Below are 17,207 nucleotides of genomic sequence, written 5' to 3' on the forward strand. Positions count from 1 at the left end.
CGCAGCGTAGTCATTCTACGCCAGTGCTTTGTAACGCAGCATCAGACCAAAATCCGCCAAACCGAGTTGTTATACAAATAAAATCGCTCCAACGCGGCGGGAAACCAAACGTCAATAGACCCTAGTTTACTCGCCTTGAAGTTCAAATGACCGCCAAAAATACCCAATCTCAATTCATAAGCTGTCCTTGTGGGCGCGCTGCTAGTTATGAAAAGTGCTGTGGCACTTATCACGTGAATCTGGCGGCACCAACGCCAGAAGCCTTAATGCGTTCGCGTTATAGCGCGTATGTATTGGGTTTGTCAGATTACCTGATGGCAACGTGGCATGTGTCGACGCGACCTACTGATTTGGATTTGACTGATGATGCGGCAGTGAAGTGGCTGGGTTTAAAGGTCGATTTTGCGAATGAGCAGGGCGATCAAGGTGAAGTGCATTTTGTTGCTCGCTATAAAATCGGCGGCAAAGCACATCGCCTGATGGAAAAAAGCCGTTTTGTTCTTGAGGAAGGTCGCTGGTTTTATCTGGATGGTGAGGTGGCGGAGTGAGCCTTGATACTCTGCAGCAGCTTCGGGCCGGAAAATTAAACGGCATCAAGCGACTGGATTTGTCGTGCGGCTTGACTGAGTTTCCGCTGGAGATTTTTGAGCTGGCCGATAGTTTGGAAATCCTGAATCTTTCAGGCAATCAATTGTCGAGTTTGCCCGATGACTTGTGGCGTTTGCATAAGATGCAAATTATTTTTTGCTCGGATAATTTGTTTACAGAGTTACCTGCCGTATTAGGGCGATGTTCGTCGTTGACGATGATTGGGTTTAAAGCGAATCAAATTCGTCTTGTGCCAAATGCGTCTTTGCCTAAAGCGCTGCGTTGGTTGGTGCTGACTGATAACCAAATAGCTCAATTGCCGCCCAGCATTGGCGATTGCGCGCAATTGCAAAAACTAATGTTGGCGGGTAATCAATTAACGGCTTTACCGGCAAATTTGGGTAACTGTCAGCAGTTAGAGTTGATTCGCTTGGCTGCCAATCGTTTCGCCGCGTTGCCTGAAGTGTTGTTTGAATTGCCGCGTTTAGCGTGGTTGGCCATCGGTGGTAATCCACTTGGCGCTGCAATTGAGCATCAACACCTTATGCAGCAAGATTTACCGCAGGTGGCATGGGATGATTTGGTGGTGGGGCAGTTGCTGGGTGAGGGTGCTTCGGGGGCGATTTATCAGGTGCAATATCGTGCTGCGGATCGTGTGTGTGATGCAGCGATGAAGTTATTTAAAGGGCAAGTAACCAGTGATGGCTTGCCCGCCTCAGAAATGGCCGCCTGCTGTGCGGCAGGCTCGCACCCTCATTTGATTGGCGTTTTGGCGCAATTAATTGAGCATCCCGAGCAGTCGCAAGGATTGCTAGTGCCTTTGATCGCGTCAAGCTTTACCGTGTTAGCGCAGCCGCCCAGTTTGGCCAGTTGTACGCGCGATGTGTATCGGGCAGATGTAAGTTTTACATGGCCAGTGATGCTGAAGATCGCGCGGGGTGTGGCTGCTGCGGCGCTGCATTTGCATCAGCGTGGCATCGTGCATGGTGATTTATATGCGCACAATATTTTGCATGATGCTGCGGGGCACGTTTTCTTGGGCGATTTTGGTGCGGCGGCTTTTTATCAAACGCAATGCGCTTGGGCGAACTGGCTTGAAAAAGTTGAGGTGAGAGCCTTTGGTTGTTTATTGGCAGAACTACTCGAGCGCTGTTCATCCGATATAGATCTGCGTGTTGCGCGATTGCGCCAACTGCAAGCGCAGTGCGTTCAGGCTAATGTGGCGCAACGTCCGCAGTTTGCTGCAGTGTTGGCTACTTTGGATGCCTTGTTGTAGAAAAACCTAAGTAAATTCCCTAGATTAGCGTTCCCTACTTGACTTCCGTAGTGACAAGATTTAACTTTCAAACAGTCGTTTGAATTTGACTTAAATCAAGTTATCGCTGGAGCAGGAAATGGAAACCGGAAAAGCGCTTGAAACATCGCAGCGCATTTTAGATGCCGCAGAGTTGTTGTTTGTCGAGCATGGTTTTGCCGGTACTTCGATGCGGCAAATTACTAGCTCGGCAGGCGTGAATATTGCGGCTGTGAACTATTACTTTGGCTCAAAAGACGGCTTGTTTCAAGCGGTTTTTGAGCGCCGTGCTGAGCCATTTGCGCAATTATCCATTCGCAAAATTGATGAGCTCACGACTACCAAGGCTGACTATTCCGCAGTTGAAGTCGCGCAAGCGTTTATGGCCGCGGCGATGGAAATGGGGAGCAATCCAGAATACGGCGGTCTGGTGTTTGTGAAATTGCTTGCTCGCAGCTACGTCGAACCGAATCCAGTCTTAAAAGAAAAACTTCCACAACGCTATGGTGAGTTGACCCGCAAATACTTGGCAGCGCTCAGCCATGCCTTGCCACATCTGTCTAATTCAGAAATTAACTGGCGTTTTCACTTTATGACTAGCGCAATGTTTAACGCATTTGCTGGCAATAACGTTATGCGCTTGTTTATGCCGCAACCACTGGTTAATGCTCGTGATCCACAGCTGGTTGCTCAAATGTTATTGCCTTTTATTGCTGCTGGCCTCAATAGCCCAGCAGCAAACTAAAAACCACTCGGAGAATCACATGTCCATCTTAATTTGCATTATCGCTGTTGTGGTTTTGTTGGGGGTATTGGCGTATTTGCGCGCGCCGTTGTGGTGGAGTTCATTGCTACTATTGATCGGTGCTGGCTATGCCGTTTTGCAGCAGGGTGCGCATCCAGCAATGGCGGGTATCTTATTGGTGGCTTTGTTGGTACTTAATCTCAAGCCAATACGTCGTGCCATTTTAACTGGACCTTTGTTCGCCGTGTTCCGCAAAATCACACCACCGATGTCGCAAACGGAGCAAGAAGCAGTTGATGCCGGCACCGTATGGTGGGATCGCGACTTGTTTTCAGGTAAACCTGATTTTGCCAAATTGCATCAATACGCAGCACCGAAACTCAGTGCGGAAGAGGAAGCATTTTTAAATGGCCCGACTGAGCAATTGTGCGAAATGCTCAATGATTGGGAGATCACCCAAAAGCGCAAAGATCTTTCGCCTGAAGCGTGGGATTTCATCAAGAAAAATGGCTTTTTGGGCTTGATTATCAAGAAAGAATTCGGCGGTAAAGAATTTAGTAATTACGCCCATGCTCGCGTGGTAACCAAAATTGCTACCCGTTCGGGTTCCGCTGCGGTGACAGTAATGGTGCCTAATTCACTCGGCCCTGGTGAATTGTTGCAGCATTACGGTACGCCTGAGCAAAAAAACTACTATTTGCCACGTTTGGCGGTGGGTGAAGAAATCCCTTGTTTTGCCTTGACCAGCCCAGAGGCGGGCTCTGATGCCGGTGGCATTCCTGACTTTGGTGTGGTGGCGCGTGGTAGCTACACCGATCCACGCACTGGTGTGTTTCACGATAACGTACTTGGTATTCGCCTGACTTGGGAAAAACGCTATATCACGCTAGGCCCCGTAGCGACCATTTTGGGCTTGGCTTTCAAACTTTATGATCCAGAACATTTACTCGGTGAACAAGAAGACATCGGCATTACCTGCGCCTTGATTCCAACGACGCACGAAGGTGTTGAAATTGGTCGTCGTCATTATCCAGGTACGAGCGCGTTCCAGAACGGCCCGAACTGGGGCAAGGACGTATTTATTCCGATGGATTGGGTGATTGGTGGACAAGATTTCGTTGGCAAAGGCTGGAAAATGTTGGTCGAGTGCTTGTCGGTCGGCCGTTGCATTTCTCTACCGGCGATGTCGGTGGCAACAGGGATGCTATCGTCGTACACCACGGGTGCTTATGCGCGGATTCGTAGCCAGTTTGGTTTGTCGATTGGTCGCTTTGAAGGGGTTGATGAAGCCTTGGGTCGCATCGGTGGCTACACCTATCAAATGGATGCGGCACAACGCTTGGCGCTGACGGCACTGGATTCGGGCGAAAAACCGTCGGTAATTTCAGGTATTTTGAAATACCACAATACCGAAAAAATGCGCAAATCATTGAACGATGCAATGGATGTGCATGGGGGTAAAGCGGTATGTATTGGTCCGCGTAACTATCTAGCTCTAGGCTACCACGCAATACCCGTAGCGATTACTGTCGAAGGCGCTAATATTCTCACGCGCAGCATGATTATCTTTGGTCAAGGTGCGATTCGTAGCCATCCATTTGTGCTACGTGAACTCAAAGCGGCGATGAACAAAGATTTGGTGGCGTTTGATGATGCGGTAATCGGGCATATTGGCTTTGCGATTTCCAATATGGTGCGCAGCTTTTGGTTGGGTTTGACAGGGGCTCGATTTGTTACTGCTCCGGTGGAGGGGCCAACTGCACAAAATTACCGTGACATCGTGCGTTTTTCATCGGCGTTTGCCTTCTTGGCCGATACCGGCATGGCGACACTGGGCGGTAGCTTGAAGTTCAAAGAGAAGCTGTCTGCGCGTTTGGGCGATATGTTGTCGAATTTATATATTGCGACCGCCGCATTGAAAAAATTCCACGACGATGGTCAACCCAAAGAAGATCGTCCTTTGGTGCGTTGGGCGGTAGAAACGGCACTCTACGATTGCCAAGAAGCAATGCATGGCTTTTTAGCCAACCATCCAAATCGTTTCGTTGCTTGGTTTGCGCGTCGCGTGGTGTTTCCTTGTGGCATGACGTTGGCGCAGCCCGCTGATCGCGTCGGCACTCGGATCGCGCGCAATTTGATGGAGCCATCCGCATCACGGGATCGTTTGGTGCAGTTTATGTACCGGAGTAAGGATGAAGCCGACTCGGTTGGCGTGCTGGAGCATGCTTTGAAAGCGGTGATCGCGACCGAAGGCATCGAAAGCAAATTACGCCGGGCACAGCGTGACGGCCAACTCAAATCGATTACTGCCAAAGCGCGTTTACAGGAAGCTTTGTCTTTGGGCTTGATCACCGCAGAAGAGCATAGCGAAATCGTGCGGGCGCGCCGCTTAAAACGCGAAGTGATTATGGTCGATGATTTTGATGCAAATTTAGAAACTGCCGATGTAGATGCAATTCATCGGTCGATTGTGTGAAGCAGAATAAATGTTGGCGACTGAGTTAATTCGGAGCTAACTCGACTCAACGCGGTACCCCTTGGAGATTCAAATATGAAACAGCTTGTACGTTCCTTAAAAGTGATTGGTGCTGGCAGTTTAATGCTAGGTTCGGCTTCGGTCATGGCATCGGGCTATCACTTTGGTACACAAAGTGCCAGTAACCAAGGGGTCGCCAATTCGGGCGCAGCCGAGGTGATGGATGCGTCAACTATTTTCTACAATCCAGCCGGTCTCAGTCGCTTGGAAGGTGCGCAAGTGAGTGGTGTCTTGAACGTCATTATGCCCGATGGTGAGTACACGAATATTAAGTCGACGACCGCAACAGGCAAAACGATTACCGGTGGTAACGGTGGTAATTTTGGTGTAACGACAGCCGTACCACATATGTATGGCTCGTACCAAATCAACGACAAAATGACTGTCGGTGTGGGCTTGTTTGTGCCATTTGGCTCGCATACTGATTACGAAAATGATTGGGTTGGCCGTTATCAAACGCTAGAAAGTGAAATCAAAACGATCAATTTGAATCCTTCGATTTCCTACAAAGTGAATGACACGGTTGCCTTGGGGGCGGGTCTGAGTGCGCAATATATTGAAGGTACGCTCTCGAAAGCCTTGGATTTAGGGGCGGCGGCAAATTCTGCACTGTCTGGTAATAAAGCCTACGACGGCAAATCCGAGGTCAAGGGTGACGATATTGGCTACGGTTACAATTTTGGTGCATTGTTTACCATCAGCGACGCGACGCGCGTGGGTTTGGCGTATCGCTCAAAAATTCGGCATACCTTGGAAGGTGATTTGAAATTCACTGTGCCAGCCGCTTTGCAGCCAACCGCGATTGGTCGCAGCTTGAAAAATACTTCCGCGAAGTTAAATGTAGAAACGCCTGAATCGTTCTCGATCAATGGTTTTCATCAATTCACACCTGAGTGGGCGATGACGGCCGATTACACCTGGACTGGTCATTCACGCTTTGATGAAATCCGCATTCAAGCGACGGGTCGTACCGATACCGTGACTGTGACCAATTGGCGCGACACCAATCGCTATTCGGTCGGGGCGATTTATACGCCAAATGCGTCTTGGGTGTTCCGTGCTGGTCTTGCTTACGACCAATCACCAGAAAGCAATGAAGCTGAGCGTATCGCCAGTATTCCCGATAGTGATCGGATTTGGTATGCCTTGGGTGCGCGTTACAACATCAATAAAAACAACTCCATCGATTTAGCCGCCATTTATGTGCAGCTCAAAGATTCAACCATCAATCGTAAACCATTGGATGCCAGCGAAAAAGCCGCGGGCACCATCAATGGTAACTACAGTGTGGATTCAATTACCTTGGGTATGCAATACAACCATCGCTTTTGATTGCAAACAGTGCTGAGCGGCGCCCAACTCGCTGCTCGCATTGTGCCGAATTGAGGAACTAAGTATGACTTTTTCAGCAACGAGCCCAATTCGCCGCGTCGCGGTGCTGGGCGCAGGGGTGATGGGCGCGCAAATTGCCGCGCATCTATCCAATGCAGGTATTGATACCATTTTGTTTGATTTGCCAGCGGCAGAGGGTGATCCCAATGCGATTACCCTGAAAGCCTTGGACAATTTAAAAAAACTTAAACCCGCACCATTGATGTCGGCAGGTCGAGTGGATGGCATTACGCCGGCGAATTATGGTAGCGATTTGGGGCTATTGGCCGATTGCGATTTAGTGATTGAAGCGATTGCCGAGCGACTCGATTGGAAGGCTGATTTGTACTCCAAAATCGCACCGCATCTTGCGCCGCACGCGATTCTGGCAAGTAATACCTCGGGTTTGTCGATTGAAAAACTCGCCGCCAGCGTACCAGCGCAAATGCAATCTCGTTTCTGCGGGATTCATTTTTTTAATCCTCCACGCTATATGTATCTGGTTGAACTCATTGCAACTAAGGCTTGCCAGGGCGATACCCTTGATGTGCTGGAAACTTTTCTGACTTTGCGCTTAGGCAAAGGCGTGGTTCGTGCCAAAGATACGCCGAATTTTATTGCCAATCGTATTGGTGTATTTTCAATGCTGGCGACGATTCGCCATGCGGAAACGTTCGGTATTCGTTTTGATGTCGTTGATGATTTAACTGGGCCAAAATTAGGTCGCCCTAAATCCGCGACGTTTCGCACTGCCGATGTGGTAGGGCTGGATACTTTTGCACATGTCGTCAAAACGATGACTGATACCTTGTACGATGATCCGTGGCATAGCTTGTTCCAGATGCCAGAATGGCTCAATCGCTTGATTGCCGCCGGTGCTTTGGGGCAAAAAACACGGCAAGGGATTTTTAAGAAAGTCGGTAAAGACGTGCTGATGCTTGATCCAGTGAGCGGTGAATATATTGCTGGCGGACAAAAAGCGTCGGATGAAGTCAAAGCGCTGCTCAAAAATCCGAATGCCGCCGCCAAAATTGCCGCTTTACGAGCGTCCGAAAATCCAGAAGCGCAATTTATCTGGGCTTGCCTGCGCGATGTGTGGCATTACATCGCGGTGCAGCTAGCGCACATTGCCGATAATGCGCGCGATGTCGATTTTGCGATTCGCTGGGGTTTCGGTTGGGAACAAGGCCCGTTTGAGATGTGGCAAGCGGCTGGCTGGCAAGCGATTACAACGGCGATTAATGAAGATATTGCTGCAGGTAAAACGCTGTCGAATACACCGCTGCCAGCTTGGGTGATGGCAAGAGATGGCGTGCATACGCCACAAGGTTCATTCAGCGCCGCGACTGCACAGTTGGTTGGTCGCTCGAACTTGCCGGTGTACGAACGACAATTTTATCCGCCGACGGTATTGGGCGAAGCTGAGCCGGATTTTGGCGAAACGTTGTTTGAAAACGATAGCGTGCGGATGTGGTTGCCGCCAGCGAGTGTCGGCACCGCGGCCAATGATGTTCCTGTCCTGAGTTTTAAAACCAAGGCGCATTGCATTGGTGCCAATGTATTGGCCGGTGTTCAAGAGGCTATCAAGATTGCAGAGCAATACCACCCTGGGTTGGTGATTTGGCACTCGACTGCGCCGTTCTCGGTCGGCGCTGATTTGATGAGTATGGGACCCGCATTTATGACTGGCGATTTTGCCGCGATTGAAAACATGGTTGCAGAATTTCAAAACACCTCGCAAGCGATTAAATACGCCAAAGTACCGGTAGTTGGCGCGGCGCAAGGTTATGCCTTTGGTGGCGGTTGCGAATTTCTAATGCACTGCGCCCGTGTGGTGGCGCACGTGGAAACGTATATCGGTTTGGTTGAAGTGGGTGTTGGCCTGTTGCCCGCGGGCGGTGGCTGCAAGGAATTCGCACTGCGCGCGTCGCGCTTGGCGAGAAATGGCAATATCTTGGAAGTGCTAAAAGATTATTACCTCGCAATGGCAACCGCTAAAGTCGGCACGAGCGCGGAAGAAGGTCAGCAAATCGGTTATCTAAAAGAATCCGACGTCATCGTGATGAATGCCAATGAGTTACTGTATGTGGCGCAAGCCCAAGTGCGTGCAATGGCTGCCAGCGGATACCGCGCTCCGGTGCGTCCGAAGGCGTTTGCCGTAGCGGGGCGTTCAGGCGCAGCCACGATTCGGGCGCAGTTAGTCAATATGCTGGAAGGCGGCTTTATTTCCAAATACGACTTCCATATTGGTGTGCAGATTGCCGAGATTGTGTGCGGTGGCGATGTGGATGCGGGGACTTTGGTGAACGAAGATTGGATTCTGAAGTTGGAGCGTGAGCGGTTTATGGGCTTGCTGAAAAAAGGCAAAACCCAAGAGCGCATTATGCACATGATTGAATTCAATAAACCCCTACGCAACTAAGAGCGCGCTTAAAAGAGCTGCGCATCCCGCTATAGCGCGTCGTGCGGTGCTCGGAATCCTTATGTACTCGATGTACATTCCGGTTCCTGCGCTCCGGTCGTCGCACTCTTTCGGGGGCTCGCAACTTTTAATTCACGCTCTGGTGAGAATTAAGTTTGGCCTTGGCCGAATAATTTCAGGAGCTCAAAATGAGCAAACAGATTCAAGAAGCTTATATCGTCGCCGCGGTGCGAACGCCTGTCGGTAAAGCGCCGCGTGGCATGATGAAGGGTGTGCGGCCGGATGATTTATTGGCGCATGTGCTTAAAGCGGCGATGGCGCAAGTACCGAATCTTGATCCCGCTTTGGTGGCAGATGTGGTCGCCGGTTGTGCGATGCCGGAAGGCGAGCAAGGCATGAATGTGGCGCGGATTGGCGCGCTGCTGGCTGGACTGCCAAATACCGTTGGCGGTATTACGATCAATCGTTTTTGCTCGTCAGGGATTAATGCGGTGTCGTTGGCTGCGGACAAAATCCGTCTTGGTGAAGCTGATGTGATGATCGCAGCGGGTACTGAGTCGATGTCGATGGTGCCAATGGGCGGCAATAAATTGTCGCTTGGTGCGAGTATTTACGAAACCGATGAAAATGTCGCGATTGCGTATGGTATGGGTTTGACCGCGGAAAAAGTCGCACAGCAGTGGCAAGTGAGCCGCGAAGATCAGGATGCGTTTGCGGTTGAGTCGCATCGCCGCGCTTTGGCCGCCACCGCAGCAGGCAAGTTTACGGCAGAAATTGCGCCGCTGGATGTGACCTACCGTATTCCGAATTTGGCAACGGGTGAAGTTGAACTTGTCAATAAAACGCTATTGCAAGATGAAGGCCCGCGTGCGGACACCAGTGCAGAAGGTTTGGCGAAGTTGAAAACCGTGTTTGCGGCGAAGGGAAGTGTGACGGCAGGTAATAGCTCGCAAATGTCTGATGGCGCTGCCGCCCTGATTTTAGTGTCTGAAAAAATCCTTAAAGAATTTAATCTGACGCCGTTGGCGAAATACGTGACGTTTGCGGTTAAGGGCGTGCCACCGGAAATTATGGGGATTGGCCCGAAAGAAGCGATTCCTGCTGCGCTGAAACAAGCGGGTCTGAATTTGGCGGATTTGGCGTGGATTGAGCTTAATGAAGCGTTTGCTGCGCAAGCTTTGGCGGTGAGCCGTGATCTGAATTTAGATATGTCGATTGTTAACCCACATGGTGGCGCAATTGCGTTGGGCCATCCACTGGGCGCTACTGGTGCGATTCGTGCGGCAACGGCGATTCATGGCCTGCGCGGAGAAGGGAAGTCAGGCTACGCCATGGTGACGATGTGTATCGGCACCGGTATGGGTGCAGCAGGGATTTTGCAAGTTTTATAAACGACAGGCGTTAAATTAACTCATCAAGCCCGTATCTCATTGGATTACGGGCTTTTTTTGGAGCTGAAAATGAAAAAATCACTGCTTGCTTTGATGTTTGCTGCTGGATTGTCTGCTGTTGCGCCAGTTTATGCGGTTGAGTTGTCGGGCGTGGTTGTGCCGGAAAAGGTTGTAAGTGCTGATGGTGCTTTGCTACTCAATGGTGCTGGTGTGCGTAAAAAAATGATGTTTGAAGTGTATGTGGCTGCTTTATATCTGAGTGCTAAGTCGTCGGATGCTGCAGTCGTGTTGGCAGCCAATACGCCACGACGAATGCAATTGACCATGTTGCGTCAGGTTGATGCGGCTAGCTTGTACCAAGCATTGCTTGATGGTTTGCAAGCCAATTTATCGGTGAATCAATTGAAAGAGCTGCAGCCAAAGATAGCAGAGCTCGAGAAGATTTTTAACGAAGTGAAAAGTGTCGCTAAAGGCGATGTCATTACGCTGGATTTTATTGCAGGGCAAGGCAGTAAAGTCTTGGTGCGGGGGCGAACCGCAGGAGTGATTGAGGGTGATGTGTTTGCGGATGCTTTATTGTCAATCTGGCTGGGTAAGGCACCCGTGAATGAAGATTTAAAAAAGGCTTTACTTGGCAAGGGCTGATGTTGATGTGCTGGGTGTTATGTAGTATTGCTACATTGTTGTTGTGCTGCTATTTTTGCTGTTTTTAATGTTGTTACTGTTTTCTTGTTGTTTTATAAAGAATTTATTAAAAATTTTGTACTTTAAGTTACATGTTATGATGATATTTTAGGTAGTAAAATTACCAAATGACTTGCGTGGTTTGAGTAGTTTTGATAAAGTACGTTCATCGAAGCAGTAAATGCAAGGCCAGTGAGATAGCTGGTTAACTTAAGGAGAAACACCATGCGTACATTAATCAAAATGATCAAAAATTTCGAATTCCAACAAAAGTTGCTGGTTAAATCACACGGTTTTCAGCTGACTTTAAATCGCTAAGCGTCAACGTTTTTAGTAGTGCCCTGTAGTAACCGCGACGAAAGTTGCGTTATCGACTCCATCCTCCTGTGCCCGACTCTAATTTGCATCTTTGATGCAAGCTAAGTCGGGATTTTTTTTTGCCAAATTTTGATTCACTCATGCGGTCATGCTGCAATTTTGGTAAAGTCGCGTTTTACTTCTTGCCTTGGTTTTTTTGCTTGCAAATCCAACCACTATTTAATGCATTTTGTTTGGCGGCAGTTGCATTTCATTATTCAGCTCAAGCTGCAACTGAGACTGAAGCGCCATTTAGTTTTCGCATCGATTTGCGTGCGCCATCGGCTGTATCTGCTTTATTAGAGCGGCATTTGGAAATTTTTGCGCTGCGCAATAGTCCGCGAAACTCCCCAGAGCAGCTTAATCATGCGATTGATAACTTGCCAGTCTCTGTTGCGAATTTGCTAGAAACTGAGGGCTACTTCAATTCCAAAACTCAGGCCCGTTTAGAGCAAACCGGTGAGCGTAATCTGGTGGTGATTGAAGTCGAGCCCGGCCCTGTGGCACGTATCCAAGATGCGCAACTCAATATTTCTGGAGCGATTGAAGACAACCCAGATCGTTTAGAGGTGTTGGAGCAGCGATTTAATCAGCGCCGAGATGAATTGATCGGTGAGCCTTTTACTCAGCGCACTTGGGATGATCTTAAGCGTCGCAGTTTGGCATCTTTTTTGGCGCGCGATTACCCCGCTAGCAAAATGAGTGAGAGCCGCGCCGAAATCGATCCTTTGCAGAATACGGCTCATTTTCGGATCGATATCGATAGTGGCCCTTTATTTGTGTTTGGGGCGACGGAAGTGCGTGGTTTAAATCATTTTCCGGAACACTTGGTGCTGGATCGCGTACAAATTAATCCAGGCCAAGGTTATCGACGTAATGATCTAGTTAATCTGCAAACTGAATTACAGAATATGCCGCATTTTTCATCGGTGTTAGTGGATGTTGATTTATCGGAGTCTGAGCCATTTATTGCACCGATTCACATCAATGTACAAGAAGCACCGCTGCATCGAATCACGAGCAATATTGGTTACAACACCAATGTGGGCGCGCAAATTGGCGTGGCATATCGCTATTTAAACTTTTTGGATCGCGCTTGGGTATTTAACTCCAGCTTGCAATTAACGCAGAAAGAACAGTCTGCGACAACTGGAGTGACGCTGCCGAGAGGAACCGATGGCTGGGAGCATAATGTCAATCTTGATTATTTAAGGTCAGATATTCAAGGTTTTCTATCAGAAACCTATCGAACTGGTGTGTCGCGCAATAAAACTGATGGCGATATTGAGCGTTTTATGTCGGTGCAGTATGTCACTGAAAGCCGCGAACTGAATGATGGAACAACCAGTAACCCTAAATCATTAACAGGAAATTTTCGCTGGATTCAGCGTAAGTTGGATAGCAAAAAAGACCCGAAAAATGGTTATTTAGCTTTAGGGGAAATCGGTGGCGCGAGTGAGTATCTATTAAGTGATGTGAGTTTTGTGCGTTTGTACGGCAACGGTATTTTATACAATCAAATCGGCAAAGATGGCGTCTTACTATTGCGTTTAGAGCTTGGCGAGACATTTAGCCAAGATGTTTTTGGTGTGCCGTCTGATGCGTTGTTTCGTGCTGGCGGGGTCGGTTCTGTTCGAGGCTATGCCTATCAGTCCTTGGGGGTTCCCGCTGGTGGATCGACTGCACCGGGTCAAGTATTGGCAACATCGACCATTGAATATCAGCACCCGATTGCGCCAGATTGGCGTGGTGCCGTGTTCTTTGATTATGGCGATGCGGCATTAGACTGGCAGAGTTTTGATGCTGTGGGCGGTGTGGGTGTCGGTGCGCGATGGCAAAGTCCGGTGGGGCAAATTGGTGCTGATTTAGCCTACGGATTGGAGTCAAAAAGGGTGCGATTTGAATTTGCAATGGGCTTAGCATTTTAATGTCGATAGAACCGAGTAAACCATCCGAACTGCCCGCTGAAGTGGTTGACCCTGCTTTAGATGCGCTGCCAGAGAAAAAAACGCCACATAAATACGGTTTGATTCGGCGCGTGCTACGCGGCGTGATTTGGGGAACCATTTGTAGTATTGCTCTTACCGTACTGCTGCTGGCGGGTATTTTGACTTGGCTCGATTCCGACTATGGGCGAGCGCGTTTAGTTGAAGTGATTAATCGCAGTGGCGTGGTCACTCTCAAATCGCTGCAAGGATCATTTTGGTCTCGGCTTGAAGTCAAAGAGTTGCGTGTCGATACCGATGATGTGGAGATTAAGCTAAATTACGGAGTATTTGATTGGACTCCTTATTCAATATTGCTTAGAAAGCTATACATCAATGAATTGAATTTGGATGTCCTGCAAGTTAATTTAAAACCGCAGCCGCCAATGAAAGAGTCGACGCCGCCGCCGACTCGATTAACCTTGCCATTCAGTGTGCGATTGATTCAGTTCAAGATCGCTCAGCTAGCTATTTCTGGCGCACCTTTACTCAAAGATATTCAGGCTAGCCTAGATAGTGATGGCCAATCCCATCGCTTAAGTGTGCAGCAAATTCGTGCGCCGCAAGGTACGCTCAGCGCAGCACTGAATTTAAATGGCATCGCGCCTTTTGCCACTGCAGGTTCATTTGTGTTGGCTGGCGAGCTGGAAAACAGAAAACTCACAGCGGTTGGCCATGTTGTGGGTGATTTGCGCGCTCTGAAGGTGAAGGCCGATTTGAACGCTGATCAAGTGAGCGCAAATGTAGATCTACAGCTGGATGTGTTTGCCGAGCATGCTTATCAGATGGTGCAATATGGGCGTGCACGTTTAAACCAAATCAATCCCGCTGCGTTTCATGCGGCTGCGCCAAAAGCGAAAATCAACGCTGATTTAGAAGTGAAACCCAACGCTGACGGCGCAAAGATCACCTTGAATTTGCAAAATCAGCAGCTCGCTAGCTTTGATCGTCAAGGCTTGCCCTTACGTAATCTGAATGCCGCGTTGCGCTTAAAAGGTGAAACCTTAGAAATTCAGAACATGCTGTTGCAGTTAAGTGGCAATGGCAAAATCACCGCAAGCGGTCGAATTTTTAATGAGCAGTTAGATTTAAGAGTTGGCTTACAAGGGATAGACCCGGCGGTGTTGTGGTCGCCGCAACCCCCAAGCCAAATGGCCGGAACCTTGCAGATCAAAGGGCCATGGTTAGCACCTGATATCAAAGGGCAGTTATCAGACGCTCGATTGAAAGCGCTGGCGTCGATTGATATGGGCTGGATTAAGCCACAACAACAGCGACGGATTGCAGTTCGCCGCCTGGAATTAAGTCGAGCGGGTAGTCAGGTCTTAGCCAGTGGTGAAGTGAATTTAGTGTCGCCATTTGATTTTAAGTTGAATGCGCAATTGCAACGATTTAATCCAGCTGATTATTTTGCGGTGCCTGCTGGGCGGATTGGTGGCCATTTTGTTGCTAATGGGCAAGTTGAGCCGAGTTTGCAGATTGATTTAAATTACAGTTTGCGAGAGAGTCAGTTTAATGGCGAGCCCCTCACCGGGCAGGGGCAATTAAAACTTAATCCGAATCGTTTGCAGCAAAGTCAATTATGGCTGGCCTTGGGCGCTAATCGTATCGATGTCAGTGGAGGTTTGGGTCAAGCTGGCGATCGTTTAAATTATCAGCTGCATATGCCGAATTTGGCCGTGATAGGGGCTGGCTTTTCAGGCTTGTTGGATGGGCAAGGTGCTTTATCGGGTGCGTTTAATGCCTTGCAGATTCAGGGTGATCTTAAAGTTCAGCAGCTGAAAACGCCTTGGGATTTAAGTATTAAGCAGGCCGATATTCATGCCGATGTGCCTGCTGATTTGCAGCGTCCGCTGAAGTTGCAGGTGAATTTAGCTGAATTACGGTTCGATGAAATTCATCTTGAGAAAGCGAATTTGCTCGCCGCGGGTAGCCGAAACTCGCACGAATTGACATTATCCGCGAGTGGTCAGCAGCAAAAACAAGCGCTGGTGCTCAATACTGCTTTGCAAGGCTCGTTGAATGATGCTTTGGTTTGGCAGGGCAAAATTAAATCATTCGACGGCAAAGCATTACTTCCCTTTCATTTATCGGCACCAACGTCTTTGTTGGCTTCTGCGGAGCAGTTTCAGTTGGGGGCGGCGGAGTTACTTATTGGTCAAAGTCGTATCAAGCTGAATAATCTAGATTGGCATCAAGGTGTTCTGAATACCAGTGGTGAGTTAAAAAGCATCGTCGTCGCAGATTGGTTGCCGTTCAGTGGCAATAAAGACATTAAAACCGATTTGATCTTGGCTGGCGCATGGTCGTTGAAACAAGACCATGCGATTAATGGGCAATTGAATTTAAAGCGTGTGAGCGGTGAGATTGGCTTGCAAAATAATGGTACGGTCAACCAAGCGGTTCAGATGAGCGAGTTACAGCTCAGCGCGAAAATCATCAATAATCAGCTCAATTTGCAGAGCAATATCAAAGCACCGCGTTTGGGCTATGCCGATTTTACGCTATCGGCGTTATTGGATCCGCGTACATTCCAGGTGGCGGAGGGCAGTGCTCTGAATATGGGGCTGCGCAGTGATTTGCCTGATTTGAGTTTGTTGTCGCCTTTTATGGGACCTTCGATTCAATTGGCGGGTAGCGCAAAAATCAATGTGCAACGGCTTGCTCAGTCTGGGGTAGTGAAAATGACTGGCGGGATTCAAGGTTCAGGCTTGGCTTTGCGTGATGCTAGTACTGGATTGCGGATGACAGACGGTCAGTTGGACGTTGTGTTGTCGAATCAACAGATCCAGTTACGAACACTGCGGTTTAAAGGCGGCAAGGGCGAATTAACGGGCTCTGGCGTGATTGAGCTGGGTGGTACCGGTTTGCTCGGCTCAGCTAAATTGAAAGCTCAACAATTTACTTTGATTAGTAAGCCGGATATGTTGTTGGTCATGAGTGGGCAAGGTGCGCTTGAGTTTAGAGATGGTGCTTTGCAGGTGAATGGTCAATTTGTCGCAGATGAAGGTGATATCCAATTCGTTTCAAATGAAGTACCACGTTTGTCAGCTGATGTTGTTGTTTTGGGGCGTGAACAAAAAGACGCCAGTCGTACCATTCCGATGAATATTGAAGTCTCGGTCGATCTTGGGAATAACTTCCGCTTCCGCGGTTACGGCTTGGATGCGGATTTGATTGGTCAATTACGATTACGCGCGCAAGCAAATCAACCGCTTCGTGCGAATGGCACTGTGAGTGTGGATAAAGGCACTTTCCGCGCCTATGGGCGAACATTGGATATTGAGCGAGGGGTGTTGTCGTTTGTCGGACCCATCGATAATCCGGGCTTGGATGTGCTGGCGATGCGTCGTAATCAGGCGGTTGAGGCGGGTGTTCGTGTGCAGGGTAATGCCCAGTCGCCTCGGGTTACGCTCTTTTCCGAGCCGAATGTGCCGGATTCGGAAAAACTGTCTTGGTTGCTGTTTGGTCATGGCGTCGCTAATGTCGGCGGGGCAGACGGAGCGCTGGTCTTGCAATTATTGAATTCAATGGCAACGGGCGATGTCACAGGCAACGGTGTAACAGGCAATATTTTGAATACGGTTGGCTTGGATGATGCGGGTTATAGTTCGATTAAAGAGTCTGATGGAACCACTACTCAGGTGGTTTCGGTGACCAAGCAATTGGCTAAAAATCTGAGTGTGTCGCTTGAAAAGAGTTTTAATGGCTTGCGTGATGCAGTGAGCTTTTCTTTGCAATTGTCGAGAAATTGGTCAATTGTATCGCGGATCGGGGTCGATTCAAGTTCGGTCAATGTGAATTGGACTCGTCAGTTTGACTAAATATTCGTTA

The 17,207-nt window shown here is 48.9% G+C and carries 10 protein-coding genes; all 10 read left to right on the forward strand.

What is annotated here, in order from left to right:
* Window positions 1–146: 146 nt before the first annotated feature.
* The 10 genes from GM173_RS02565 (at window position 147) to GM173_RS02610 (ending at window position 17,197) form a co-directional block, all read left to right on the forward strand.
* Window positions 147–548: a YchJ family protein gene (locus GM173_RS02565; RefSeq protein WP_239078210.1), complete on the forward strand. Its 402-nt coding sequence runs from the start codon at window positions 147–149 to the stop codon at window positions 546–548.
* Window positions 545–1,864 carry a leucine-rich repeat-containing protein kinase family protein gene (locus tag GM173_RS16275; RefSeq protein WP_203569759.1) on the forward strand — a complete coding sequence of 440 codons (1,320 nt, stop codon included), beginning with the start codon at window positions 545–547 and terminating at the stop codon, window positions 1,862–1,864. Before GM173_RS02565 ends, GM173_RS16275 begins: the two co-directional genes overlap by 4 nt.
* Before the next feature lie 118 nt (window positions 1,865–1,982).
* Window positions 1,983–2,627 carry a TetR/AcrR family transcriptional regulator gene (locus GM173_RS02575; RefSeq protein ID WP_203569760.1) on the forward strand — a complete coding sequence of 215 codons (645 nt, stop codon included), beginning with the start codon at window positions 1,983–1,985 and terminating at the stop codon, window positions 2,625–2,627.
* Window positions 2,628–2,646: 19 nt separating this feature from the next.
* Complete coding sequence (locus GM173_RS02580; protein WP_203569761.1) at window positions 2,647–5,103, forward strand: acyl-CoA dehydrogenase; 2,457 nt, start codon at window positions 2,647–2,649, stop codon at window positions 5,101–5,103.
* Between the two features lie 75 nt (window positions 5,104–5,178).
* A complete protein-coding gene (locus tag GM173_RS02585; protein WP_203569762.1) occupies window positions 5,179–6,495 on the forward strand; it encodes an OmpP1/FadL family transporter in 1,317 nt (438 codons plus the stop codon).
* Window positions 6,496–6,559: 64 nt separating this feature from the next.
* The gene (locus GM173_RS02590; protein WP_203569763.1) at window positions 6,560–8,956 is read left to right on the forward strand and encodes a 3-hydroxyacyl-CoA dehydrogenase/enoyl-CoA hydratase family protein; all 2,397 of its coding nucleotides are present in this window, start codon (window positions 6,560–6,562) and stop codon (window positions 8,954–8,956) included.
* Between the two features lie 188 nt (window positions 8,957–9,144).
* Window positions 9,145–10,347: an acetyl-CoA C-acyltransferase gene (locus GM173_RS02595; RefSeq protein ID WP_203569764.1), complete on the forward strand. Its 1,203-nt coding sequence runs from the start codon at window positions 9,145–9,147 to the stop codon at window positions 10,345–10,347.
* Window positions 10,348–10,416: 69 nt separating this feature from the next.
* Window positions 10,417–10,992: a chalcone isomerase family protein gene (locus GM173_RS02600; RefSeq protein WP_203569765.1), complete on the forward strand. Its 576-nt coding sequence runs from the start codon at window positions 10,417–10,419 to the stop codon at window positions 10,990–10,992.
* 497 nt (window positions 10,993–11,489) lie between these two features.
* Entirely contained in the window at window positions 11,490–13,316 is a 1,827-nt protein-coding gene (locus GM173_RS02605) for an autotransporter assembly complex protein TamA (protein WP_203569766.1), read from the forward strand.
* The gene (locus GM173_RS02610) at window positions 13,316–17,197 is read left to right on the forward strand and encodes a translocation/assembly module TamB domain-containing protein (protein ID WP_203569767.1); all 3,882 of its coding nucleotides are present in this window, start codon (window positions 13,316–13,318) and stop codon (window positions 17,195–17,197) included. The genes GM173_RS02605 and GM173_RS02610 overlap by 1 nt, the downstream gene beginning before the upstream one ends.
* Window positions 17,198–17,207: the final 10 nt, after the last annotated feature.

Source organism: Deefgea chitinilytica (genome assembly GCF_016881405.1).
Classification (GTDB): domain Bacteria; phylum Pseudomonadota; class Gammaproteobacteria; order Burkholderiales; family Chitinibacteraceae; genus Deefgea; species Deefgea chitinilytica.